Source organism: Azorhizobium caulinodans ORS 571, from assembly GCF_000010525.1.
Classification (GTDB): Bacteria; Pseudomonadota; Alphaproteobacteria; order Rhizobiales; family Xanthobacteraceae; genus Azorhizobium; species Azorhizobium caulinodans.
Genome location: NC_009937.1, coordinates 1,875,314 through 1,898,295, shown reverse-complemented (window position 1 = coordinate 1,898,295; position 22,982 = coordinate 1,875,314). Strand labels below are relative to the sequence as shown.

Sequence of the window (22,982 nt, the reverse complement as noted above, 5' to 3'; positions counted from 1 at the left end):
CGCATGAGCGAGACGAGAGGGCGCCGGCCCGAAATCTTCCGGCTGGAAGAGGCCGGCTTGACCGTGGCGCCGCCGGAGCTGCCACCGGAACCCGATCTGCCGGAGGCGCTGCCGCCCCCTCGCCCGCGCCGGCGCTTCGGCTTTTCCCTCGGCACCCTGTTCTGGACCGGGCTCGGGGGCCTCGTCAGCCTCGGCACGGGGCTCGCGGTCTCGAAACTCATCGAGGATCTGTTCGCCCGCGCCGACTGGCTCGGCAGCGTCGGCCTCGCCTTTGCGGCCGTGTTCGGCGTCGGCGTCATCGGGATCGTCGGCCGCGAGGCCTTGGGCCTCGCCCGCCTCTCGTCGCTGGACGCCCTTCGGGACCGGGCGGCGGATGCGCTCGCCACCGACGACCGGCCCACCGCCGAGGGCGTCGCGAAGGACCTCCTGAAGCTGGCGCAGGATAATCCCGCGCTGGCGCGGGCGCGTGGCGATCTCTCCACCCATCTCGGCGCGATCATCGACGGGGCCGATCTGGTGCGTCTGACCGAGCGGACGCTGATGGCGCCCTTGGACGCGCAGGCCCGCGCCCTCGTCTCCGATGCCGCCAAGCGCGTTTCGGTGGTGACTGCCGTGTCACCGCGCGCGGCCGTGGACCTGTTCTTTGTCCTCTATACCGCCTTCACCCTCACCCGCCGGCTGGCGGACCTCTATGGCGGGCGGCCCGGCCTGCTGGGCATGATCCGCCTGGCGCGCCACGTTCTCAGCCATCTCGCCGTCACCGGCGGCATGGCGGCGGGGGACAGTCTGGTGCAGCAGATCCTCGGCCATGGCATCGCCGCCCGCCTCTCCGCCCGGCTCGGCGAAGGCGTGGTGAACGGCCTGCTCACCGCCCGCCTCGGCCTGGCCGCCATTGCGGTGACGCGCCCCCTGCCCTTCGCCGCCTTGCCCGCGCCGCGCCTCTCGGACGTTGCCGCGGGCCTCATCCGCAGGGCGGAGGAAGACGCCAAGGTCTCCAGAGCCAAAGGGCGCACCGAGACCTGACCGGGCCACCGGCCGTTCGGGCGGGTCAATCCTTCCCCGGTTTCACAGAGGGCAGCAGGCGTTGCGGCAGGGCGTCGGGCTCGTAAGGACCCGGCCTGTTGCGCCAGAGCGTTTCCGCCAGCGGAAAGGCGAGCACCAGCGACAGGCCGACGATCAACAGCGCCGACGTGCCCTGTCCCTCTGAAAAGGCCAGCGCCGCCAGCCAGCAGATGGCCGCCGCGCAGCAGGCGGACAGCGCCAGCATCCCGCCCCAGCGCCAGCGCGGCAGGCCGGCCTCGTAGCGCACGCGCCCGCTGTCGCGCAGCAAGGCGGCATGGAGGGCGTTCAGGAAGGCGATGAAGGCCGGGCCGTGATCCTTCACGGCGGTAAGCCCGGTGCGCGATACGGAGCCGATGCGCAGGCGCGGCAGGCCACGCCCCTCAATGAGCAAGGCGAAATTCGAGGAGCCGAGCTGGCCGAGCTCGTGACGGAGCCTGAGGCGCGTGATGTCGCGCAGCGGCGTGCGGCCGGAGGTTGCCCCGACCGTCCATTCCAGCAGGCCCTCCGCACCGCGCGTATCGAGCACCACGCGCGTGGCGGCGCCGATCATCCGCGGGCGGAAGGCGTAGCTGTGACGGCCAGCGCCGTCGTCGCCGCCATGGACCAGCGCATCGGCATCGGAGAGCGACATCATTCGGCTCCCGGCGCGTGGGCGAAGCCGCAATAATCGGGCTTGAGGTCAAGGAGCGGCGTGCCGTCTACGCAATCGAGGCTGCGCACGGAAACCCGCAGTCCGTCGACCGCCACGACCTCTACGATGGAGGAAGCGATCGGATTGGGCCGCACCGGCGAGCGCACGGAGAAGGTGCCGGTGGTGGTGCCGTCGCGCCGGGGGCTCTGGAGCACCAGATCGCGCCGCGCCCGATCCATCCAGTAGAGCACCTGCGCCCGGCTGCCCGGCGCGACGCCGGTCAGCGCATCGGCCCAGCGGGCATCGAACTCCAGCGTGCAGACCGGCCCGTCCGGCGACGCGCGCTTGGGACAGGCCGCGCGATCGGCAAACGGGGTGCGGATGCGGCCGATGAAATAGAGGCCGGCATCGAAATCGGGCGGCAGGGCCACCGCCTGCTCACCGGGGCGGATATCCTCCGGACGGCCGGGCGACAACGGAAGGCTGGACAGGGACGCGGACATGGGGCTCTCCTCCCGCCCATCATATCCGGCGCGCCGCCTCGGGGTGAGTCCCGCCGCCCACCTTCCCCAGAGGAGCCCCGCTCATGCAGCCGTCCCGCGACATCGCCCGCCTGGTGGAAATCATGGCTGCGCTGCGCACGCCCGAGACCGGCTGCCCATGGGACCTCGAACAGAACTTCTCCACCGTCGCGCCCTACACCATCGAGGAAGCCTATGAGGTGGTGGATGCCATCGAGCGCGGCGACCTTGCGGACCTGAAGGATGAACTGGGTGACCTCCTCCTCCAGGTGGTCTTCCATGCCCGCCTCGCGCAGGAGCAGGGCCTGTTCGAAATGGGCGACGTTGTGGAGGCGATCACCACCAAGCTGATCCGCCGTCATCCGCATGTCTTCGGCACGGCCCGCGACCTCAGCCCGCAGGAGGTCAAGGCCCTGTGGGGCAAGATCAAGGAAGCCGAGAAGGCCGAGCGGGCCGCCAGCCGCGCCGCACTCGGCCTGCCGCCGGACACCAAGGGCGGCGCCCTCGATGGCGTGCCCGCCGTCCTGCCGGCCATGACCCGCGCCCTGAAACTGCAAGAGAAGGCCGGCCGCGTCGGCTTCGACTGGAACGATGCCCGTGCGGTGCTGGCCAAGATCCGCGAGGAGACGGAAGAGGTGTCGGAAGCGCTGGACGCCGGCGGCACGGAGGCCATCAAGGACGAGGTGGGTGACCTCCTGTTCGCGGTGGTGAACCTCGCCCGCCATGCGGGGGTCGATCCAGAAGCGGCGTTGCGCGGCACCAACGAGAAATTCACCCGGCGCTTCGGCTTCCTCGAAGGCGCGCTGGCTACGCGGGGCGTCAAGCCGCAGGAGGCGACGCTGGAAGAGATGGAATCGCTCTGGCAGCAGGCCAAGCAGGCCGAACGGGCCCCCGCGACCACGACTGCCGCCTCCTGACATGGTGACCCTGCTGAATGTCGAGGACGCACGTCGCCTCGCCCGCCGCCGCCTGCCCCGCGGCCTGTTCGAATATCTCGATCGCGGCACGGAGGATGAAGTCTCCATCGCCGGCAACCGGGCCGGGCTCGATGCCATCCGCCTCGCGCCCTTCGCGCTGGAGGACGTGTCGCAGCGCGCGCAGGACACCGTGCTGTTCGGCACGCCGCAACCCTGCCCGCTGGTGATCGCGCCGACCGCCGTCGCCGGCCTGATGAGCTATGACGGCGAGGTGGCCATGGCCCGCGCCGCCAAGGCGCATGACATTCCCTTCTGCGTCTCCACCCAGTCCATGACGTCGATCGAGACCATCGCGCGGGACAGCGGTGCCCGCCTCTGGTTCCAGCTCTATGTGTGGAAGAACCGGGCGCGCACCTTCGCCTTGCTCGACCGGGCGGCGGGGGCCGGCGCGGATACGCTGGTGCTCACCGTGGACACCGCCGTCTCGCCCAAGCGTGAGTACAACCAGCGCAATGGCTTCGGCATCCCGCTCAAGCCCTCGGTGCGGGCGGGCATCGACGTGCTCTGTCATCCGCGCTGGTTCGCGGACGTCTTCCTGCGCACGCTGCGCACGACCGGCATGCCCACCTACGCGCACTATCCGGATGAATTCCGGACCGCGCTCGGCCGCGCGGTGGTTGGGGACGAGATCAGCCTTGCCACCGACGTCTCATGGAAGGATGTGGCGGCGCTGCGCGCGCACTGGAAGGGGCGGCTGATCCTGAAGGGCATCCTGCGGGCCTCGGACGCCACCCGCGCCATCGCCCACGGGGTGGACGGCATCGTGGTCTCCAACCACGGCGCCCGCAATCTCGATTGCGCGCCGCATCCGGCGCATGTCCTGCCGGCCATCGTCGCAGCGGCGGGCGGACGGCTGACTGTACTCGCAGACAGCGGCGTGCGGCGCGGCAGCGACATCGCCAAATATCTGGCGCTGGGGGCCGATGGCGTTCTCGTGGGCCGCGCCCCGCTCTACGGCCTTGCCGCCGCCGGTACACCGGGTGCGTCGCGAGTCATCGAACTGCTGCGGGCAGAACTCGACACCACCATGGCCCTGCTCGGCGTCACCCGGCTCGACCAACTCCCCCGCACGCTCCAGATGGAGGCGTGAGGGACGGGACCTCCCATCGGCATGGCGTTCGCCCAATCTCACCTAGGGGAAGCTGAACTCCCGCTCAAGGCTGACGCCGAAGGTCATCTGGTTCACGCCGTCGAGGCGCTTGGTCACGGGGCTCGCGGCGGCGGCGCCGACGAGGCGGTCGTAGCCGCCGAACAGGGTCGTGGTCCAGGACCGCGCGGGCGAAAAGGCCACGGAACCGGCAAGCCCGGTGGATGTCACGCCGGCGCCCGGCGTGTAGGGTGTCAGCGTGGGATTGATGAAGGTGGTGAGAGGCGTGACGCCGAAGGCGGTCTGCATGGCCGAGCTGTCGGCGAACTGGAGGCGCGGGCCGATGCCGAAGGTCAGCGGCCCCGCGTAGGTCACCCAGTCGAGGCCGAGCGTCCCGGTGATCCCGTCATCCTCCTTTACGCCCTGGCGGATTTCGCCGCGCAGGCGGATGGCCTTATCGAGCGGCCAGAATTCCGCAAAGACGCCGAATTGCGGCGCCGTGCTGTAGCCCGGCAGTCCGAACAGCGCGTTGTTCGGTCGCGAGCCGCGCAACGAGAAGGTCGGCCCCATGGAAATGCCGCCCAGCTTGAACAGGGTGATCGAGAGATCATCGTCGGGCGCACCGAAGGTCGCCGGCTCGCCCGCGTCGCGGATGTCGAAGCTCGGCATGAAGCCGATGTCGGTGTTCCGCGCACCGGGATAACTCGGCCCGTAGGAGGTCTGCACACCGAGGGTGACGATCCAGCCGCCGGAAGCCGGGTCTTCCGCCAGCGCCGGCGCGCCGGCCGCCGCAAGCAGCAGTCCCGCCAGAAGCGCGCGCGAAAGGACGTTGATCTTATTCATGGGGCTCTGCCACCCGAGACACCTTGATCGCCAGCTTCTTGACCCGATGCCAGAGGCTGCGCTCCGTAATGCCGAGCCGCTCGGCCGCGCGCGCCTGCACGCCGCCGCTTTCCTTGAGGGCTTCTAGCAGAAACTCGCGCTCGATGCGTTCCAATTCCCCATCAAGGTCCGAGGGCAGCGCGCGCTGCGCCGATGCGCCCGGCGCTTCGGGGCCGAACAGCATGAGATCCTTGGGCTCGATCACCGGCCCGCGGGCGACGATGGCGGCCCGCTCCATGCAGTTCTGGAGTTCGCGGATGTTGCCGGGCCAGCCATAATGGGCCAGCGCCTCCTGCGCGGGCAGGCTGATGCCGTCGATCTTCTTGCCCATCTCCTGTGCCGCACGGCGCAGAAAGTGCGCCGCCAGCAGCGGAATATCATCGTGGCGTTCGCGCAGCGGTGGCAGGGTGATGGGGAAGACCGCGAGGCGGTAATACAGGTCCATCCGGAAGGCGCCGTCGGCGATCGCCTTCTGGAGGTCCTTGTGGGAGGCGGCGATGATGCGCACGTCCACCTTCAGGGGCTTGCTGCTGCCCACCGGCTCGAAGCTCTGCTCCTGAACCGCCCGCAGCACCTTGGCCTGCACCGAGAGCGGCATATCGGCGATCTCGTCGAGGAACAGCGTGCCGCCGTCGGCCGCGCTGAAGCGGCCCTCGCGATTGCTGGTGGCACCCGTGAAGGCCCCCTTCACATGACCGAAGAGTTCGCTTTCGATCAGCGTCTCGGGAATGGCCGCGCAGTTCACGGCGATGAACGGCATCTCCCGGCGCGGGCTGTTGTAGTGGATGGCGCGGGCGATCAGTTCCTTGCCCGTTCCGCTCTCTCCGTGCAGCAGCACGCTGGCCCGGCTCTGGGCCACCTCTCCCACCTGCTGGAGCACGTTGCGGAAGGGCGCGCTCTCGCCGATGAGGTTGTCGAAGCAGTAGCGGCCCTCCAGCTCCATCCGGAGGCGGGCATTCTCGTTGACGACCGCCCGGATCTTCAGCGCGCGCTCGATGGTGGCGACCACGTCATCGAGCTCGAAGGGCTTCGCCACATAATCGAAGGCGCCGTCCTTGATGAGGTCAACGGCCCCGCGCACCGTGGCATAGGCGGTCATGATGATGACCGGCAGATCGGGCCGCCCTTCCTTCAGCGCGAGCAGCAGGTCCCGCCCGCTGCGGTCCGGCATCCGCAGGTCCGTGAGCACGAGATCAACCGCATTGGCCTCGCAATAGGCGAGTGCCGCCGCCGCGCTGCTCACGGCCGTCGTCTCGAATCCGCGTTCCGTCAGCGCCGCCGCGAGCACTTCGCCGAGGCGCTTCTCGTCATCGACCACCAGGATCGCGGGAGCCATCTTCATTCTCCGCCTGCCGCACCCGGCCGGCTCATTGGGAGGCCGCCACGAGCGTACGATCCTCTGCCAGCGCCAGACGCAGGCTGAAGATCGCACCGCCGCCGGGGGCCTTGCGATAGGACACCGCGCCCTCGTGGGCCTGCAGTGTGGATTGGACTTTGGCAAGGCCAAGGCCGGTGCCGTTCGCCTTGGAAGTCACGAAGGGTTCGAACATGCGGCCCTCCACATCGGGCGGAACGCCAGGGCCGTTGTCCTCCACCTCCAGGGTCACTTCATCCGAACAGGCCTTCAGCCGGACAATGACATGCCCGCCCTCCGGGGCGGCGTCGGCCGCGTTGAGGAGCAGGTTGAGCAGGGCCTGATAGAGCCGGTCCACATCGCCATTGACCGGCAGCGGCCCTTCCGGCGCGATCAGCACGTGGCTGATGCCGCGGCGGGAGAGTTCAGCGCCGGCGAAATCCACGGCGGGCTGCACCACTTCGGCGAGCAGGTCGATGCGGTGACGCTCGAAATGGTCGGGCCGCACGTAATCGAGCAGGTCCGCCACCAGGCGCTCGATGCGGTTCACCTCCTCCAGCACGAAGCCCATCAGCCGGTCTTCGGAGGGGGCAAGCTGGGTCTTGCGCCGCACCAGTTCGGTGGAGGTCTTGATGATGCCCAGCGGGTTGCGGATCTCGTGGGCGATCACCGCCGCCGCCTCCCCCAGCGTCGCCAGTTGCGCGCTGTGGCGCATCTTGGCTTCGAGCGCGTGCAGGGTCTCGAGCTGCGCCGTCATGGTGTTGAAGCCGGCCGCAAGGTCGGCGATCTCCCGCCCGCCTTCCTCCCGCAGCCGGATGCGATAGTCGCCGTCGGCCACAGAGGTGAGGCCCTGCGTGATCTGACGCAGGGGCGCGCTGAGCCGGCGCGACATGCCGATGCCCGCAAGAAGCGACAGGAGGCCCGCGACAGCCGCCAGCGCCAGGAACAGCCACCACGTGCCGAGGCGCTCGAACAGTGCCGTCGCACCATTGAGGCGGCAGATGACGATGCCGACGAGATGATGGTTGCCGTCACGCAAGGCGGCATACGCCACCGCGGGGCCAACGCCCATCACGCCCCCGCGGCTGACGCTGTCCGCACCTTCCTGCAAGCGGGAGAGCACATCGGGAGGAACGTCGGCGGGCCGGCCTTGCCCGCTGGTAATGTCCTGGAGCTTACGCCCCTCATGGCGCACTTCCACCAGATGCAAGTCCAGGGAGCGGATCGTCTGTGGCGCGTTGAAGAACTGCTCGTCCAGCAGATTTCCGATGAAGAGGAAATGATCCGCGTCGCCCAGCCGAAGCTTCTGGACGGCGCCGACGAGCATCACCGGCTTGCCCTGGCTGTGGGCGAAGAAGATGGAGGCCACTGGCTCCTGCGGCAGCGGCCGGGCGAGCTGAAGGTCGCCCATGGCATAGAGCACCCGGCCGGAGCCATCGTAGAGGCGCACGAAATCGTATCCCACCGAGGTGAGCAGGTCGGCGAAGGCCTCCAGCGAGGTGTCGCTGCCGGCCGGTTGCGCGGAGGCCTGGGACAGCGCCTTCGCCACGATGGAGGTCGCGTGCATCGCCTCCTCCTGCGCCTCCTGGGCCTCATTGGCCATGAAGCGCGCGATCTCCCCGATCCACTGCTGCACGTTGGTCTCGAAAACCGCCGACATGGTCTGGGCGGCGATGAAGCTCGCCACCAGAACCGGCGGCACGCTGACCATCAGGAAAGACAACGTCAGCTTGGGCCGCAGGGCGAGCCGCGACCACCAGCGGGTGGGGGAGAACATGCCGGCCACGGCGCCTCAGCGACCAGCCTTGGCAGGCGGCGCGCAACGCTCCTGTCCGGCCGGCGCCCGATGCCAGGCGACGGTCTGCCCGAGAGCCTCGACGCCCATGTAAGCGGTCACGTCCAGAGCCTCCCTCTCGTGCTGGCGGATCACCAGCTGATAGCGGCGGCCGCTTTCCGGATCATAAATCCAGCCTCCGTCCAGCCGGTCGCCGTTCCGGCGCAGGCCGCCGACGATAGGCAGGCCGCAGAGCGGGCGCGAACGCAGGCTCGCGTCGGGGTTGTTATCATCCTGCGCCGGCTGCCCCTCGTCCAGTGGCGTCTTCAGCCAGACGATGGTGCCGCACAGGCCCTCGGGGCAGGCCTTGAACTCGACGGCCGCCTCGCCGTCATCGGTCAACCACACGCCGGCGGCGTCCGGAGACGCCGCAAGGGAGGCGGTGGCAAGAAACGGCAGGGTTGCAAGGGCGGCGAGAAGCGGGCTCAGTCCACGCATGCGGGGGTTTCTCCATGGTGTTGCGCCTCGAGGCTTTCCCCTTCCTCATGGCCGATCAGGGTCACGCCCGCGCAGATGAGCGCGATGCCGAGCGCGGGCTTCAGGCCGAGCCCCTCGCCGAAGAGGAACCAGCCGCCGAGCGGCACGGTGACATAGCTGAGCGCCGTGAGCGGGAAGGCACGGGCAAGGTCGCTGCCCTGGAGAATGGCGATCCAGAGCACATAGGTCGCGAGATAGCAGGCAATCGCCGCCCAGACGTACGGCGCCTGAACCGCGTCGGCGAGAAAGGCGAGCCCCAGGGGCCGGTCTCCCAGTTCGAGCGCCGCCGCCTTGAAGGCGAGCTGCGTGGCGGTGTCGGCGCCAAGGAACACGCCGACCAGCGCCAGCGGCCCCATGCGCAGGGGAAGGTGCATCATGGCGCAGCCTGCCGTTCCGCATGCGCCTTGAGGTCCGGGTCCCAGCGCGGGAAGGACAGCCAGCGGGCGCCGAGGCGCACCAGCGCATTCAGCAGGGGATTGCGGTGCTTCACCATCAGGGTGAGCGGGCTGAGGCCGCTGCCGTAGCGCAGCTTGGAAGCATAGGCCGTCTGGCCGGTCTGGAGATAGCGTCGGCCAATGCGCTGGCAGAAACGGACGTTCTCCATCCAGCTCACGGCGTAAAGATCATGCTCGCGGGCCAGCGGGTAACGCATGCCCAGGAACTTGTCGATGACCCGGTCACTCTCGATGAAGAGCATGTTGAAGGCCGCGAGCGTGCCGTCGATCCGATAGCAGGCGAAGGCGACACGGCCGCCCATGTTGCGGGAGATGCGCTCGAAATAGCCTTCGGGCAGTTCCTCGAAGTCGCCGTAGTGCACGTTGCTCTGGGCGCGCGTCGCCTCATAGAGCGCAGCCACCTCCCCTTCCAGCCCCTCGATGGAGCTGCGCCATTCCACCTCCACCCGCCCGGCCTTCTTCAGCTTGCGGCGGATGTCCTTCCGGGTGGCTGCCGAGAGCCGCGCCAGATACTCATCCTCGTTGCGTGTGTCATCGAGGTCGAGCACGGCGAGCGGCAGGCTCTCGATGGCAGTGTAGCCGGCGGCCCGCAGCACCGGACCGAAGCGCTCCATGTCGCGGCCGGACAGGTCCTTGAACGCGATCATGGAGGCGCCCCGCAAACGCGCCTCGGCCTCCACGCCCGCGACAAGGCGGCCCACCGCGGCGTCGGCCGCGTCGGCGGGAAGACGGGGATGCACGCCCAGCGGGCACACCTCGGTGAAGGGCGAGCCCACCGCCAGGAGACGCCATTCCAGCAGCCGGGGCGCGAGACGAGCCAGCCGGTCGCACCAGCGCCCCAGCGTGCCGCCCTGAAGCGGCGTGTCGAGCCGGTAGCTCAGCTGGAACAGCGGCGCGCCGGCGGCAAAGCCGAGTTCGTCCGTCACCTGCGCGGCGCCGAGGCGGAACGCGCGCGGTGGCGCCATTTCGCAGGCGCGCAGATAGTCCCAGCCTTCCGCGTCACCAAAGCGCGCCAGGCCCCATTCCCGGCGCGGGATGTCCAGCATGGCGGGCAGGATCTGCGCGACGGTCGGACGCTCGGACGCCGTAGCCCCGGCCCAGCCGCCCGCGAGCATCGCCTCATGCGACATGGCCCATCTCCTGCGGCACGAGGGCGGCGCGGGCGGCCGGGCGGCGCGCCTTCGGGTTCGACTTCGGCGCGGTGAGCGCATCGACGAAGCTCAGGACGCGCTCGGTCACCAGATGCCGCTGCCGGTCGAGGGTGACGAGATGATAGCTGTCCTCAAGGATAAGGCTGTCCACCGGCCCGCCGAGATGGCGCTGGAGATAGAGGGCGTTGCGCAGGCTTGCCACATCATCGTGCCGGGCGTGCACGAGCAGCGTGCGCTGGCGGATGGCCCCCAGCAGCGGACGCAGCGCGGCGACGAGGCGCCACAGTTCCCGAAGGGCGGCAGAGGGCGTGGCGGTGAGGCCGGCATCGCCGCTGCCCTGTCGCAGGGCTCGCACGATCACCGCCCGCACGCGCTCGTCCTTCACTCCGTAAGGCTCCCGCTCCTCGAACTGGTAGCGCCGGCCGATGGGCGTGTTGATGAGCAGGGGCAGCAGGAAGCTGTACCAGGGGATCGACCAGCCATCATAGCGCAGCGTCGGCGCCAGCATGACGAGGCCGGCGACCCGCTCCGGCTGGCGCGCCGCCAGGAGCGCCGCGAGCACCGCCCCCATGGAGAGGCCCCCGACCACCACGCGCTCGCAGCGCTGCTCCAGCGTGGCGAGGCCCGCGAGCGCGCTGTCGTACCAGTCCTCGAAGCCGGTGCTGGTGAGATCGTCCATGGAGCCGCCATGGCCGGCCAGTTGGCAGCACAGCACCGTGTGGCCACCGGCAGCGAGGGCACGGGCGACCTCCCGCATCTCCACCGGCGTGCCGCCGAGACCGTGAATGAGCAGGACGCCCACGGGCCCGCCCTCGATCATGAAACTGCGGTCGATGATGGCCATCATGTCCTCACAGGCTGCTGGCGACGAGCGCGATGCCCGCCGTGACCAGCACGGCGCCGGCGTATTGGCGGCGGGTGGCGGGCTCCTTCAGGATCAGGTGGCTGGCCACCATGATGCCGAGGATGTTGAGGCTGGCGAGCGGGAAGGCGATGCCAAGGGGCGCCAGCATCAGGACGCGGATCCAGACGATGAACTCGACGCCATAGACGGCGATGCCTGCCAGCAGCCAGGGCTGGGTGAAGAGCGCCGGCAGGAAGCGCGCGAGATCGCTGGCCGGCGGGAGGGCATCCGCCCCCCGCTTGAAGGCCAATTGCCCGCAGACGTCGCAGACCACCGACAGGACCAGCAAGATGACCAGTTCGCTCATGACAGGATGGCCTCCATGTGCCGGAGGATGCGCAGGTTGGTCTCGCCGTTGATCCGCGTGTCGGCGGCGGTCTGGTCCGGCCGCTGGGCGCGGTCGAGATGGGCGAGTAAGCGCCGCCACGGGCCGAGGTTGTGCGCCGGGGAGAAGTCCCCGCACACATCCATGCCGATCACCGGCCGGTGGCGGGCGAAGATGCTGATGGCTTCCAGCGTCTCGGCGAGCGACAGGCGGCCCTGGTCCCAGTTGGTGAGCGCCTCCGTCTCGGTCAGCACATCCTTGTCGAGGCTGATCCAGACCGGCGCATCGGGCAGGCGCGCGGCGATCTCGCTGATGCGCATGTGCCAGTCGCCGTCCTCGAGCCCGTGCCACACAAGGCCGTCGCCATTGAGGCCGGGCGCGGCGGTGGCGCCGGGCACAGCGAAGCCGCGGCCCGCATAGAAGGTTCGGCTCGAGGCGAAGGGATGCAGCTCCAGCCGGCCCTCGCGCAGATATCCCAGGGCGGCGCCCTTGGTCTGCGGCGCCGCGAGGTCGGAACTGTCCGGGCCGAGCGTGATCACGCGCAGCACGTTCGGCTGCTCCAGCGCGCGGGCGACCCAGGAGCCGCAATTGAGGCTCGACGGCCAGGCGGTCCAGTCCGGGTGATTGTCGAAATGGACGATGCTGAGCGGGCGCCCGGCGCGCTCCACCAGCAGCAGCGCCAGGTGATGGAAATCACCCGAGCCGATGAAATGGACGTCCCCGGCCCGGTGGGGGCCGAGGCGCGTGTCGAGATCGGCGAGCGCGCCACGGTCCGCCTGCAGGCGCAGGCGGGGGGCGAGGTCACCGGCGGCGGTCCGGATGCCGCCGCTGCGCGCGCACGCGTCCATCATTTCCGGCTGGAGCATGATGGCGCCGTCGAGATCGAGGATGCGCGCGCGCATGGCCGTCACCGGGGCGTGACGCGGGTGAAGAGCTGGTCGAGCAGCGCCAGCGCCATGTCGATCTCCGCATGGGAGATGGTGAGGGCGGGCGCAAGCGTGATGACGTTCTTGTGGTAGCCGCCGATGTCGAGCACGAGACCGTAGCGCTCGCCGCCATAGACAAGGTCGCCCTTCATGGCCTCGTCGGCCATCAGGTCCACCAGCTTCTTGGACGGCGTGTAGCTGTCGTGCGGCTCGCAGATCTCGATGCGGAGCGCGAGGCCGAGGCCGTCCACATCGCCGACGATGGCGTGCTTCTTCTTCAGCTCCTTGATGCCTTCGAGGAAGTGGGCACCCTTCTCCATCACGCTGGCGCCGAAATCCTCCTCCTGCATCATCCGCATCGCTTCGAGCGCGACGGCCGTGCCGAGCGGATTGGCGTTGAAGGTGGAGTGGGTGGAGCCGGCGGGGAAGATCTGCGGATTGATCAGTTCCTCGCGCGCCCACACGCCGGAGAGCGGGTTGAGGCCGTTGGTCAGCGCCTTGCCGAACACCAGCACGTCCGGCTGAACGCCAAAATGCTCGATGGACCAGAGCTTGCCCGTGCGGAAGAAGCCCATCTGGATCTCGTCCACCACCAGCAGGATGCCATGCTTGTCCAGCACGCGCTTCAGCTCGGGGAAGAAATTGGCGGGCGGGATCACATAGCCGCCGGTGCCCTGGATGGGCTCCACATAGAAGGCGGCATATTCGCTCTGGCCCACCTTAGGGTCCCAGACGCCGTTGTATTCGCTCTCGAACAGGCGCTCGAACTTGCGCACGCAGTGGAGGCCGTATTCCTCCTTCGACATGCCGCGGGGGCCGCGGAAATGATAGGGAAATTCGACAAACTGCGCCCGCTCGCCGAAATGGCCGTAGCGGCGGCGATAGCGGTAGGACGAGGTGATGGCGGAGGCGCCCAGCGTGCGTCCGTGATAGCCGCCTTCGAAGGCGAACATCAGGCTCTTGCCGCCGCAGGCGTTGCGCACGATCTTGAGCGAGTCTTCAATGGCCTGCGCACCACCGACGTTGAAATGCACGCGCCCCTTGCGGCCGAAGCGCTCCTGCGCGCCGATGGCGATCTCGGCGGCCAGCTCGATCTTCTCGCGGTGGAGATACTGGCTGGCCACCTGCGGCAGGCGCTCCAGCTGGCGGCGCATGGCGTCGTTGAGCCGCTGATTGCCGTAGCCGAAATTGACCGCCGAGTACCACATCTGGAGATCGAGGAACGGCCGGTCCTCGTCGTCATACATGAACGAGCCTTCGCAGCGCTCGAAGATCTTCGGAAATTCCGTGTAGTGAACCGTATCGCCATGGGAGCAATAGGCATTCTCAAGGGTGAGAAGGCGCTCGCGCTCCGCCTCGGCGGTGGTGGCGGTGCCGGTCAGCAGGCTGCGATCAAGCATGGATGTCCTCAAGCTCAAGACCGCCGAAGGCGGCCGTGCGGGGGGTGGAGGCGTTCTGGAGGAGATAGTCCAACGCATCGGCAAAGCCGCTGACGCGCTGGTGGGGGATGTCGTGGATGCGGCAGAATTCTGCGAGGCGTCCCTTGGCGAGGACGAAGTCCGCCCGCTCCGCAAGGCAGAAGTCGGACTTGCCGTCGCCGATCAGCACCACGCGCTCCCGGCCCCGCGGCGCCGCCGCGCACTTGCAGGTGCCGTTCTGGCAGCGCGGCGCGGGCGGCGGGAATTGCGCGGCCCAGCGCCCGCTCCCGAGAGGCTGAAGATGATTGGAGCGCGTGGGCAGGGAGATGCCCTTGGCTTCGAGCATGACGTCGATGAAGCGCTTGAAGCCGTCGGAGACGATCTGGAGCTCGGCGCCGCGCCGGCCCGCCTCGGTCACGAAGGCCGGGAAGGCAGGATCGAGCGGCAGGGTGCGCAGCTTGGCGTCCAGAACCTCAGGCTGGACATCCAGCAGATCGACCTGCCGCGAGAGGCAGGTGCGGGTATCGATGAGGCCCGTTTCCCAATCCGCCTCGACTTCCCGCCACGCCGGATCGGCGAAGGTTTCCAGAATGAAGTCGGTGGTGTCGGTGGGGCAGATGGTTCCGTCGAAATCCAAGACGAAATGGAGCTTCATTGCGGGGCCTCGATAAGTGCCCCGTACGTTTGGCAAGCCCCGTGCCAACCCATAACCATCTGAAATCAAACGATATTAAATATGACCACGCACGCACAGCCCCACGCATCACGGGGGAAGCCCCGAAATTTGGAGGTCGCCCCATTCCGCGGGGCCACACCCGGGTGCCGACATGCTGCAACGCTGCGTCAGGCCTGCGCCCCCTTTCCCTTCGGGGAGAGGCGAAGGGCCCGCAGTGCGTTCAGGATTACGGCGACATCGATGACCTCCTGGATCAGTGCCCCCTGCACCGGTGAGAGATGACCGAGCGCCGCCGCCACCATGCCGATGACCGACAGGCCGATACCCGCAACGACGCTTTCCATCGCGATCCGCCGCGCGCCACGGGCAATTCCGATGCCGGGCACCAGACGATCCACCCGGTCCACCAACAGCACCACATCGGCCGCCTCGGCGGACGCCGCGGCGCCCCGTGCGCCCATCGCGACGCCCACGTCGGCCGCGGCAAGCGCGGGCGCGTCGTTCACCCCGTCGCCGACCATCATCACCGGACCGCGCTTGCGCTCGGAGAGCACCAGCAGCACCTTCTGGTCCGGCGTCAGCCCCGCGCGGATGCCGTCGAGGCCAAGCCCCTGCGTCACGCTCTCCGCCACCTCCCGACGATCGCCGGTGGCAAGCAGGATGCGCTCCACTCCTTCCCGGCGCAGCCCGTCCAGCATGTCGCGCGTACCAGCCCGTAGCGGATCGGCCATGACGAGATGTCCGGCCAGCCGCCCATCGAGCCCCACCGCCACCAGAACAGAACCGGCAGGGAGTTCGATCCGGGCCGCCCCCTGGCCCACGCGCGCGGTGACGAAGCCATCCCCGCCGACGAGCACGGTTCGCCCCTCCACCTGCCCCGACAGCCCCTCACCCGGCGTCTCCACGACGCAGGATGGCACGCTGAGCGTGAGCCCGCGCTCGCGCGCCGCCGCCACGATGGCCTGCGCCACGGGGTGCTTGGTCGCCTGATCGAGCGCGGCCGCAAGACGCAGAATGTCGTCCGCCGCGGTGCCGTCATGACTGAGGACGGAGACGATCCGCGGCCGTCCCTCGGTGAGCGTGCCGGTCTTGTCGAGGATCAGCGTCCGCGTCCGGGCCATGGCCTCCAGTGGCCCCGCGCCCTTGATGAGAACGCCGAAATGGGCAGCGCGGGACAGGCCTGCCACAAGGGCAACCGGCACGGCGAGGATCAGCGGACACGGCGTCGCCACGACCAGCACGGCCACGGCCCGGACCGGATCGCCGGTGAACCACCATGCCGCCACCGCCAGAGCCACCGTCACGGCGAGGAAGCCCAGCGACCACTGGTCCGCGAGCCGCGCCATGGGTGCCTTGGAGCGCTGCGCCTCCTCCACCAGCCGCACGATGCCCGCGTATGTGCTGTCGCGTGCCGGCCGGGTGGCGATGAGGTCGAACGCTTCGCCCGCATTGTTGGAACCGCTCATGGCGGCTTCATCGCGCGCGAGGCGGACCGGCAGGGCCTCGCCGGTCAAGGCGGAGGCATCGAGAAAGGCGGTGTCGGAGGCGATGGTGCCGTCCACCGGCACCACGTCCCCCTGCCGGATCAGCAGGCGGTCCCCCGGCGTGATGGCATCGAGCGGAATGTCCTCCAGCGCGCCCGCACGGTGACGGGTGGCGCTGCGGGGCACGCGGGCGAGGAGGTCACGCATGTCCCGACGCGCGCGGCCTTCCGCGAAACTCTCCAGGAAGGTGCCGCCGGAATACATCACCGCGACCACACAGGCGGCGAGAGCCTCGCCGACCAGAAGCGCGGAGGACATGGAGAGCGCCGCGACGATATCGAGCCCGATTTCCCCCCGCCGCAGGCTGCGCAGGATCTCCAGGAGCAGCGCCAGCAGCACCGGGATCGTCCCCACGCTCCACACGACGGCGGCGGCCCGCTCCCATCCGCCGAGGCGCACGGCGAGCCCACACGCGAGCGCCCCAAGCGCGAGGAGCAGCAGCAGGGTCTTCAGCCGGCTTTCCTGCGCGTGATCCATGCGCCCTCCCCTCATGACCGGTGCCGGAAGCCGGTGCGTTCAGCACCGGGGCGACAGGTCCCTGCGGCGATGTCCGGCGGCCCACCGCCACCCGCGCTGCTTTCCCGTGGCGAGAGGAGCACTATGACCGGCCCGCGCGGCGGCGAAAGGGCGACGTTCCGGCGCACCGACCCGAAAGGAGGGCCGCCGGACGCCCGAGGATTGCGAGGGCCCGTGCCGGACGGATGGCGCCGGTGCGGCGCAGCCGGTCGCCTACCCTCGCCCGCGATGGACCTGCATGAAGGCACGGATGCCTTCGGCGAGTCTGGAGCGGCCCCATTCCCGGTCACAGGGCGCGGCGGCCTCCAGATGCGCGGTCTCCCGGCGCTGCGCGAGAAGCGCGCCCAGTTCGTCCGCAAGTCCCGGACGATCCTTCAGCAGCGGCGCGAGGGCTTCCTTGGCGATGGCGAAGGCCACCACATAGGTCAAAGCCCGGACCGTGCCCGCCTCGCCTTCGCCCAGCAGTACCCCCTCCTCGCCGATCAGATCGCCAGGAGCCAGACGATGGATCTCCGCGCCGGGGGCATCCGCGCTGCGGGTGAGACCCAGGATGCCGCTGCGCACGATCATCAGCACCGACAGCACCTCGCCCTCTCGCGCCACCACCTCGTCCTTGCGGTAGGCGCGCTGCTCCATGGCATCCGCCAGCGCGGCTTTCTCCTCTTCGCTGAGGCTGGAGAACAATGCGACGGAATCCAGGAGGCGCAGGCTGAGGGGGCGCTGGGACACCTCCGACCGGGGCACGCTGTCGCCGCCCGCCCCGGCCGGCGCGGCGAGATGCAGGCCGGCCGCCTTGGCATGGCGGTAGACGAGATCGAACATCTCGTCCTTCGCCGCCGAAGAGGCGCCGAGTTCCGCGACATGGAAGGAGAGCTCCAGATCCACCGCCTGGGCGTCGAGGGTCTTGATATGCACGGCGGGGGCCGGATGGCTGAGGATGAGCGTGGAACTCGACAGCGCGTCGCGCAGGACACGTGCGAGCGCCAGCGGCGCAAGGGTCGGCACGAGGCGCACCCGCAGCTTCACGCCATGGCGGCGCTCCGGCCCGCTGGCATTGGTCAGCATCTCCTTGGCGAGGTTGCTGTTGGGCAGGATGACGAGATCATTGCCGGAGCTGAGCAGATGGGTCGCCCGCCAGTTGGTCTCGATCACCCGGCCTTCGACGCCATTGGGCAGGATCACCCAGTCGCCCACGCCATAGGGCCGGCTGATATTCAGCGCGATGCCCGAGAACAGGTCCGCCAGCGTGCTTTGCAGCGCGAGACCAAGGACGATGGCCACGACGCCGGATGTGGCGATGAGCGTGCCCACCGGAACGGAGAAGACGTCGGCGACGACCGACAAGGCCGCCCCCACGTAGATGACGCCCACCAGCAGGTCCTGAAGCAGCCGGCCTTCGCGCGGCCGCCGCTCGAAGATGAGGAACATGCGCACGAAGCCGGCCAGGCAAAGAGCCGCGCTGCTCCACCAGACCACCTTGGCGAGGCTCATGAAGCCGCCGTGCAGGCTCGGCGGCGCTTGCGCCCCGGCTTCGTAGGGCACGATGCCCTCCGAGGTCAGAAGCGCCGTCAGAAGGGTCAGGAGGGCGACCTGACCGATGAGATGGGGCCACGGACGGTCGCGCAGAGCGAGCCGGAGGCCGAGGGCGACCGCCAGCGCCGCGACGGCGGTCGGCACCATCGGGTCTGCGATGAGCAGGCGCAGCTCGTCCGCGAGTCCGGTTCCGCCCGAGATCATGGCCGCGCGGACGGGGTCGGCGGCAGGAAGACGGTCATTCCGGACTCGAGGCTGTAAGCACCGCCGTTGCCGTCGGGCTCCACCCGTAGCCGGAAACTGTTGAGATCATGGTCTCCGGCCGCCCGCGCGGCCCGCCAGGTGGCGAACTCGCCGAGCGGGAGCAGCGCCGTCACCCGCGCCGGAATGGCTTTCCCACCAGCCGCTTCCAACACAAGCGGCCCGCCCACCGCGACGCCGGCGAGACGGTCCTCCCGCGCGGTGAAGCTGAACCAGGTGCCGCCGTCGGGCGCGAAGGTCATGACCGGCCGCCCCGGTGCGATGATCTCGCCGGGCGCGGCCACCTCCACCCGAACCGTGCCGTCCGCGGGCGCCGTGAGGCGGGTCTTTGCGAGTTGCGTCTCCAGCACCACCACGCTGGCCTCGGCCAGAGCGAGGCGGGCATCCGCGAGGGTCCGCTCCTGCGGCGTCGGGCCGGCGATGGCTTCCGCATGCTGGGCCTGCTTGAGCGCGAGGTCGGCCTCCGCCTTGGCGAGGGACGCCGTATCCTGGTCGAGCTGCTGCTGGCTGGCATATCCGCGAGAGGCCAGCGCCGACGTACGCTGGTCCTGAAGCCGCGCAAGATCGAGGTTGGCCTTGGCCGTGCGCACCGCCTCGGCGCGGATGGCAATCTCCTCCGCGCGAACGCCCGAATAGACGCGGGCGCGATCCGCCCTTGCGCTCGCCGCCGCGGCACGGGCTTCGCCCAAAGCCGCCGAGAGGTCGGGATTGTCGATCACGGCGAGCAGGTCGCCCTTGCGGGCCCTGTCCCCGGACCGCACCGGCACGGCGACCAGCCGCCCGGTGACCTCGGGAGCGATCCGCACCTCCGTCTGGCGCACCATTCCCGCCACCCGCGCGTCGGCAGGCGGGCGATGAAGGACATAGGCGCCGACCGCGCCGCCGGTACCGATCACGAGGACAGCGGCCAGGATGCGGCGCCGGGAAACTCTGGTCATTGCGCGCGCTCCCCACGAAAGAGACGTCCCGCGCCGACAGCCAGCGCGGCATAGGCCAGGGCGAGCCCCCACAGCCCCACCCAGTCCGCCCGCACGTCCCCGAGCGTGGCGCCCATCTGGTTGAGGCGTACGAGGCCGTCGATCCCGAAGCTCGAGGGGAAGAGCGCGCTGGCGCGCCGCAGGGCCTCCGGGATGGCCTCGATCGGCCATGCGACGCCCACCAGGAAGAACATGGGCAGACTGAGCGCGATGATGAGCAGCATCGCCGTCTCACGGCGCCGGAAAAAGGCGCCGAGAAACTGGCCCATGAAGCTCACCGCCAGAAGGAACGGCAGGGCGAAGGCGAGCAGATCCAGGAGATGCGGGCTCGCGGAAAACCCGAAGACGCGCGGCAGCACCACGAGGTAAAGCCCGACGGCAGGCAGCGCCAGGCAGAGGTGCGCCAGCGCCTGCCCCAGCACGGCGCGGGCGCCCGTGCGATGCCGGCGCGCGGCCACCCCGCCCCGTTCGAAGGCAACGCCGCCGGCCGTTGCCGCGCCCATCAGCAAGGTCTGCTGCAGGATCAGGACGAAGGCGGCCGGGACGACGTAGCTGCCATAGCCGCCCGTTGGATTGAACAGCGGCTCGACCAGCACCTCCACCGGCGAGCCCGCCGCACGTGCGGAGCGGGTCTGACTGCCGTCCGCCCGCGCGCCGCCGGACGCCGTGTCCGCCGTCACCTGGGCCGCAGCCTCGGAGATGCCCTGAAGCGTCCGGTTGTACAGAAGGAAATAGGCGGAATCGACGAAGGCAGGCACCCGCGCCTCATTGCCCTTCAGCACCTCGCGGGCGGTGCCTTCCGGAATGCCGACGATGCCGAACACCTCCCGCCGCTGCAGCGCCGCCCGCGCATCCGCCAGCGTCGGCGCCTGGACGGCCACCGTGATGGCTTCATCGGCATTGAGGGTCTCGATCAGCGTTCGGGAGACATCGGTGTGGTCGTCATCCACCACCGCGACGGGAATGTCCCGGACCAATTGGCCGAGATAAGGCTGCGGGTAGAACACGCCGTAGAGGATGGGTGCCGCCACGATCAGGCTGAACAGGCCGGTGTCGCCGAGGACGCGGGCATATTCGTTGCGGAAGGCGCCGACGACGGTTTGCGGAGCCGCCGCTTCCGGTCGGACCTCGGGGCGCGGCGCATCCATCGGCAAAGAAACCAAGGCCAGCAGGCGCATCAGGGCAAAGCCGAAGAAGGCGAGCGCCAGCACGCCCAGCGCCAGCATCGGGACCGCCGTATCCGCAACCGGAACGCCGCGCGCTCCTTCGTCGAACAGGATCTGGATGTACCAGCGCAGCGGCAGCAGCAGTCCCCAGCCCTGCGCGAAGGCGTTCATGCCGATGATCGGAAAGCCCACGCCGGCAAAGCCGAACGCCGGCGAGCAGAAGATACCGGTGAGCGAGAGCCCCACCGGAAGGCTCTTCGTCAGAAGCTGAAGCAGCGCGGCAAGGCACAGGTAGGCCATGACGAAGAGGCAGGCCGCCACCGCGATGACCAGAGGACTGCCGCGGAACGGAACCCCATAGAGCCCGTGGATGATTCCGACGCCCACCGCCAACATCACGAGATAGATGCCGAAATACGGGGCCAGCTTGCCCACCAGTGCGGTCAGCGCGCTTCCACCTGCGGCCTGAAGCCAGGATTTCATCCCTCTCGCCGCAAATTCCGACCCCACCGCATAGCCGCCACTGATGGCGATGAGCACGTGCAGCACCGTGGGCAGGACGGCGCGCAGCAGGAACTGCACATAGTTCAGCGCCGGGTTGGTCAGCACATATTGCTCCACCACCAGCGGCCCCGGCCGTCCGGCCGTCTTGGCGGCGGCAGGGACGAGGGTTGCGGCCGCAGCGTTCGCGGCGGCAGTGAGCGCGCCCTGCGCGATGTTGCCGGGGCTGAAATATTGCTTGTTCGAGAAGATCACCACCTGCGGCCGCCGGCCGGCGAGAAGATCCCGCTCGAAATCCTCCGGGATATAGACGGCGGCGATGACCGCGCCGGACCGGACCGCATGCATCGCCGCGCTCAGGTCGCCGGAACGCTGGGCGACCTCGGTGCCCGGTGCCGCCTGGATCGCGTGCACGAAGGTCATGGAGGTGGGGGTCCGGTCCGCATCCACCACATCCACTTTCAGACCGCGGACCACCGCATGGCCGAAGGTCGCGGCGAGCAGCGCGAAGGCGATGAGCGGGATTGCGAGAACCAAAAGCAGCGCCAGCCGGTCGGCGGCGATCCAGCGCACCTCGCGGGCCATGACCGCGACCAGCCCCGGTGCCTCCGCAGGGGCCGGGCGGGTGGCTTCCGCACCGTCCGCAGCGGTCATTGCGCCGGCCTCTTCCATTCGGCATAGGCGCTCATGCCGGGACGCAGTCCGGCCAGCGGCGCGACCGGATAGGCGCGGACCTCGAAGGTCCTCAGATCGAAATCGCCGGTGGCGCGGGTCGCCCGCCAGCCGGCATATTCGCCGCGCGTCGCGATGGTGCGCACCTCCACCGTCACCGGCCTGTCGCCGAGGGCCGGGATGCGCACGGTGAAACGGTCGCCCGGCTTGAGGCCGCCGATCAGGTCCTCCCGCAGGTCGAACCGCACCCAGACGTCCGAGAGGTCCACCAGCGAGAGCAGCGGCACGCCGGGCGAGACATATTCGCCGGGCTCGGCGTTGACCTGATAGACCTGCGTGGCGGCGGGCGCCTTCACCACAAGCTCGTCGACCTGCGCCTGCAGGGTCCGGATGGCGGCGTCGGCCTTGGCGACCGCGGCCTCCGCGACGCCGCGCTCCTCGGCGGTGTAGCCGGCGATGGCCTCATCCTGCGCGAGGCGCGCCTGATCGAGGGCGCGCCTGGCCACATCAAGGGAGGCGGTCGCCTCGTCGAGCTTCTGCACCGAGGCGAAATCGCGCTCGGTGAGCTGCCGGGTGCGGTCGTAGGTCTGCTGGGCGAGCTTCGCCGAGGCATCGGCCGCGGCCACCGCCGCCTTGCGGGCGGCGATGACTTCGGCGCGGGTGCCGACGCGGATGCGCTCGAGATCGGCCTCCGCCACCACCTTGGCGGCCCGCGCCTCCGCGAGACGTGCGAGCAGTTGCGGATTGTCGATGGTGACGAGGGCGGCGCCCTGCGCCATGTCGGCGCCCCGGTCGGCAGGACGGGTCGAGATCCGGCCGTCCACGCGGGCCGCGATGTCGAGGCGCCGGGCATCCGCCTCCCCCTGCACCAGCAGGGGGTCCGGCTGCACCAGGAACCATAGCGACAGGCCCACGACGAGGCAGATGCTGAGAGCGACAACAACGGCTGCGGCGCGGGCGCCGGAAGAGGAAGACGGCGCCGGGAGTTCGGGCTCCGTTGTGGGTGGAGTTTCGCGTGTCATTGCCTGCGCCAGATCGCCATACGACACCGCTGCCGCGGGCGGCATCGGAGGCGCCCGTGTGGCACGGGGACATCTGGCATCGCAGGGGAGCGCCCGGGGCGCTCACAGTG

21 protein-coding genes are annotated in these 22,982 nt (G+C 69.5%); 3 read left to right on the top strand and 18 right to left on the bottom strand.

All coding sequences use genetic code 11. The features are described from left to right. Positions 1 to 3: 3 nt before the first annotated feature. A complete protein-coding gene (locus AZC_RS08610) occupies positions 4 to 1,023 on the top strand; it encodes a YcjF family protein (RefSeq protein WP_012170187.1) in 1,020 nt (339 codons plus the stop codon). 25 nt (positions 1,024 to 1,048) lie between these two features. On the opposite strand, the gene AZC_RS24370 is transcribed toward AZC_RS08610, so the two are convergent. Together AZC_RS24370 and AZC_RS08600 are read right to left on the bottom strand one after the other, a co-directional pair. After that, positions 1,049 to 1,693, bottom strand: coding sequence for a hypothetical protein (locus AZC_RS24370; RefSeq protein ID WP_012170186.1), 645 nt, complete (start codon positions 1,691 to 1,693; stop codon positions 1,049 to 1,051). Next, entirely contained in the window at positions 1,693 to 2,196 is a 504-nt protein-coding gene (locus AZC_RS08600) for an SAM-dependent methyltransferase (protein WP_012170185.1), read from the bottom strand. Before AZC_RS08600 ends, AZC_RS24370 begins: the two co-directional genes overlap by 1 nt. An 83-nt stretch (positions 2,197 to 2,279) precedes the next feature. Here AZC_RS08600 and mazG point away from each other — a divergent pair, with 83 nt between their 5' ends. Both mazG and AZC_RS08590 read left to right on the top strand, forming a co-directional pair. Beyond that, positions 2,280 to 3,131, top strand: coding sequence for a nucleoside triphosphate pyrophosphohydrolase (gene mazG / locus AZC_RS08595; protein WP_012170184.1), 852 nt, complete (start codon positions 2,280 to 2,282; stop codon positions 3,129 to 3,131). Between the two features lies 1 nt (position 3,132). Continuing rightward, positions 3,133 to 4,281: an alpha-hydroxy acid oxidase gene (locus AZC_RS08590; protein WP_012170183.1), complete on the top strand. Its 1,149-nt coding sequence runs from the start codon at positions 3,133 to 3,135 to the stop codon at positions 4,279 to 4,281. A 42-nt stretch (positions 4,282 to 4,323) separates the two neighbouring features. On the opposite strand, the gene AZC_RS08585 is transcribed toward AZC_RS08590, so the two are convergent. The 16 genes from AZC_RS08585 to AZC_RS08510 form a co-directional block, all read right to left on the bottom strand. Next, positions 4,324 to 5,121 (bottom strand): MipA/OmpV family protein, encoded by a 798-nt coding sequence (locus AZC_RS08585; RefSeq protein WP_012170182.1) that lies wholly within the window; start codon positions 5,119 to 5,121, stop codon positions 4,324 to 4,326. Further along, a complete protein-coding gene (locus AZC_RS08580; protein ID WP_012170181.1) occupies positions 5,114 to 6,496 on the bottom strand; it encodes a sigma-54-dependent transcriptional regulator in 1,383 nt (460 codons plus the stop codon). The genes AZC_RS08585 and AZC_RS08580 overlap by 8 nt, the downstream gene beginning before the upstream one ends. A gap of 31 nt (positions 6,497 to 6,527) precedes the next feature. Continuing rightward, the gene (locus tag AZC_RS24365) at positions 6,528 to 8,291 is read right to left on the bottom strand and encodes an ATP-binding protein (protein WP_148209828.1); all 1,764 of its coding nucleotides are present in this window, start codon (positions 8,289 to 8,291) and stop codon (positions 6,528 to 6,530) included. 15 nt (positions 8,292 to 8,306) lie between these two features. Then, positions 8,307 to 8,786: a DUF2147 domain-containing protein gene (locus AZC_RS08570; protein WP_012170179.1), complete on the bottom strand. Its 480-nt coding sequence runs from the start codon at positions 8,784 to 8,786 to the stop codon at positions 8,307 to 8,309. After that, the gene (locus tag AZC_RS08565) at positions 8,774 to 9,202 is read right to left on the bottom strand and encodes an EamA family transporter (protein ID WP_012170178.1); all 429 of its coding nucleotides are present in this window, start codon (positions 9,200 to 9,202) and stop codon (positions 8,774 to 8,776) included. The genes AZC_RS08570 and AZC_RS08565 overlap by 13 nt, the downstream gene beginning before the upstream one ends. Continuing rightward, the gene (locus AZC_RS08560) at positions 9,199 to 10,410 is read right to left on the bottom strand and encodes a GNAT family N-acetyltransferase (protein ID WP_197531788.1); all 1,212 of its coding nucleotides are present in this window, start codon (positions 10,408 to 10,410) and stop codon (positions 9,199 to 9,201) included. The genes AZC_RS08565 and AZC_RS08560 overlap by 4 nt, the downstream gene beginning before the upstream one ends. Then, positions 10,400 to 11,275: an alpha/beta hydrolase gene (locus AZC_RS08555; protein ID WP_148209827.1), complete on the bottom strand. Its 876-nt coding sequence runs from the start codon at positions 11,273 to 11,275 to the stop codon at positions 10,400 to 10,402. Before AZC_RS08555 ends, AZC_RS08560 begins: the two co-directional genes overlap by 11 nt. 7 nt (positions 11,276 to 11,282) lie before the next feature. Then, positions 11,283 to 11,642, bottom strand: a complete 360-nt coding sequence (locus AZC_RS08550) for an EamA family transporter (RefSeq protein ID WP_012170175.1) — start codon at positions 11,640 to 11,642, stop codon at positions 11,283 to 11,285. Further along, the gene (locus AZC_RS08545; RefSeq protein WP_043879107.1) at positions 11,639 to 12,562 is read right to left on the bottom strand and encodes a hypothetical protein; all 924 of its coding nucleotides are present in this window, start codon (positions 12,560 to 12,562) and stop codon (positions 11,639 to 11,641) included. The genes AZC_RS08550 and AZC_RS08545 overlap by 4 nt, the downstream gene beginning before the upstream one ends. 5 nt (positions 12,563 to 12,567) lie before the next feature. Continuing rightward, the gene (locus AZC_RS08540; protein WP_012170173.1) at positions 12,568 to 13,986 is read right to left on the bottom strand and encodes an aspartate aminotransferase family protein; all 1,419 of its coding nucleotides are present in this window, start codon (positions 13,984 to 13,986) and stop codon (positions 12,568 to 12,570) included. Beyond that, complete coding sequence (locus AZC_RS08535) at positions 13,979 to 14,659, bottom strand: MtnX-like HAD-IB family phosphatase (RefSeq protein ID WP_043879106.1); 681 nt, start codon at positions 14,657 to 14,659, stop codon at positions 13,979 to 13,981. The genes AZC_RS08540 and AZC_RS08535 overlap by 8 nt, the downstream gene beginning before the upstream one ends. A 188-nt stretch (positions 14,660 to 14,847) precedes the next feature. Beyond that, on the bottom strand, positions 14,848 to 16,701 hold the full coding sequence (locus AZC_RS08530) for a heavy metal translocating P-type ATPase (protein ID WP_043879105.1): 1,854 nt from the start codon (positions 16,699 to 16,701) through the stop codon (positions 14,848 to 14,850). A gap of 252 nt (positions 16,702 to 16,953) precedes the next feature. Continuing rightward, positions 16,954 to 18,477: a mechanosensitive ion channel family protein gene (locus AZC_RS08525; RefSeq protein WP_012170170.1), complete on the bottom strand. Its 1,524-nt coding sequence runs from the start codon at positions 18,475 to 18,477 to the stop codon at positions 16,954 to 16,956. Beyond that, positions 18,474 to 19,472, bottom strand: coding sequence for an HlyD family secretion protein (locus AZC_RS08520; RefSeq protein ID WP_012170169.1), 999 nt, complete (start codon positions 19,470 to 19,472; stop codon positions 18,474 to 18,476). Before AZC_RS08520 ends, AZC_RS08525 begins: the two co-directional genes overlap by 4 nt. Beyond that, the gene (locus AZC_RS08515) at positions 19,469 to 21,832 is read right to left on the bottom strand and encodes an ABC transporter permease (RefSeq protein WP_012170168.1); all 2,364 of its coding nucleotides are present in this window, start codon (positions 21,830 to 21,832) and stop codon (positions 19,469 to 19,471) included. The genes AZC_RS08520 and AZC_RS08515 overlap by 4 nt, the downstream gene beginning before the upstream one ends. After that, a complete protein-coding gene (locus AZC_RS08510) occupies positions 21,829 to 22,872 on the bottom strand; it encodes an HlyD family secretion protein (RefSeq protein WP_043880162.1) in 1,044 nt (347 codons plus the stop codon). The genes AZC_RS08515 and AZC_RS08510 overlap by 4 nt, the downstream gene beginning before the upstream one ends. Positions 22,873 to 22,982 lie beyond the last annotated feature (110 nt).

Coding starts and splice junctions, on each gene's coding strand:
- AZC_RS08610 (WP_012170187.1), top strand. CDS start 4: ATGAGCGAGACGAGAGGGCGCCGGCCCGAAATCTTCCGGCTGGAAGAG.
- AZC_RS24370 (WP_012170186.1), bottom strand. CDS start 1,693: ATGTCGCTCTCCGATGCCGATGCGCTGGTCCATGGCGGCGACGACGGC.
- AZC_RS08600 (WP_012170185.1), bottom strand. CDS start 2,196: ATGTCCGCGTCCCTGTCCAGCCTTCCGTTGTCGCCCGGCCGTCCGGAG.
- mazG (WP_012170184.1), top strand. CDS start 2,280: ATGCAGCCGTCCCGCGACATCGCCCGCCTGGTGGAAATCATGGCTGCG.
- AZC_RS08590 (WP_012170183.1), top strand. CDS start 3,133: ATGGTGACCCTGCTGAATGTCGAGGACGCACGTCGCCTCGCCCGCCGC.
- AZC_RS08585 (WP_012170182.1), bottom strand. CDS start 5,121: ATGAATAAGATCAACGTCCTTTCGCGCGCGCTTCTGGCGGGACTGCTG.
- AZC_RS08580 (WP_012170181.1), bottom strand. CDS start 6,496: ATGGCTCCCGCGATCCTGGTGGTCGATGACGAGAAGCGCCTCGGCGAA.
- AZC_RS24365 (WP_148209828.1), bottom strand. CDS start 8,291: ATGTTCTCCCCCACCCGCTGGTGGTCGCGGCTCGCCCTGCGGCCCAAG.
- AZC_RS08570 (WP_012170179.1), bottom strand. CDS start 8,786: ATGCGTGGACTGAGCCCGCTTCTCGCCGCCCTTGCAACCCTGCCGTTT.
- AZC_RS08565 (WP_012170178.1), bottom strand. CDS start 9,202: ATGATGCACCTTCCCCTGCGCATGGGGCCGCTGGCGCTGGTCGGCGTG.
- AZC_RS08560 (WP_197531788.1), bottom strand. CDS start 10,410: ATGTCGCATGAGGCGATGCTCGCGGGCGGCTGGGCCGGGGCTACGGCG.
- AZC_RS08555 (WP_148209827.1), bottom strand. CDS start 11,275: ATGGCCATCATCGACCGCAGTTTCATGATCGAGGGCGGGCCCGTGGGC.
- AZC_RS08550 (WP_012170175.1), bottom strand. CDS start 11,642: ATGAGCGAACTGGTCATCTTGCTGGTCCTGTCGGTGGTCTGCGACGTC.
- AZC_RS08545 (WP_043879107.1), bottom strand. CDS start 12,562: ATGCGCGCGCGCATCCTCGATCTCGACGGCGCCATCATGCTCCAGCCG.
- AZC_RS08540 (WP_012170173.1), bottom strand. CDS start 13,986: ATGCTTGATCGCAGCCTGCTGACCGGCACCGCCACCACCGCCGAGGCG.
- AZC_RS08535 (WP_043879106.1), bottom strand. CDS start 14,659: ATGAAGCTCCATTTCGTCTTGGATTTCGACGGAACCATCTGCCCCACC.
- AZC_RS08530 (WP_043879105.1), bottom strand. CDS start 16,701: ATGGATCACGCGCAGGAAAGCCGGCTGAAGACCCTGCTGCTGCTCCTC.
- AZC_RS08525 (WP_012170170.1), bottom strand. CDS start 18,477: ATGATCTCGGGCGGAACCGGACTCGCGGACGAGCTGCGCCTGCTCATC.
- AZC_RS08520 (WP_012170169.1), bottom strand. CDS start 19,472: ATGACCAGAGTTTCCCGGCGCCGCATCCTGGCCGCTGTCCTCGTGATC.
- AZC_RS08515 (WP_012170168.1), bottom strand. CDS start 21,832: ATGACCGCTGCGGACGGTGCGGAAGCCACCCGCCCGGCCCCTGCGGAG.
- AZC_RS08510 (WP_043880162.1), bottom strand. CDS start 22,872: ATGACACGCGAAACTCCACCCACAACGGAGCCCGAACTCCCGGCGCCG.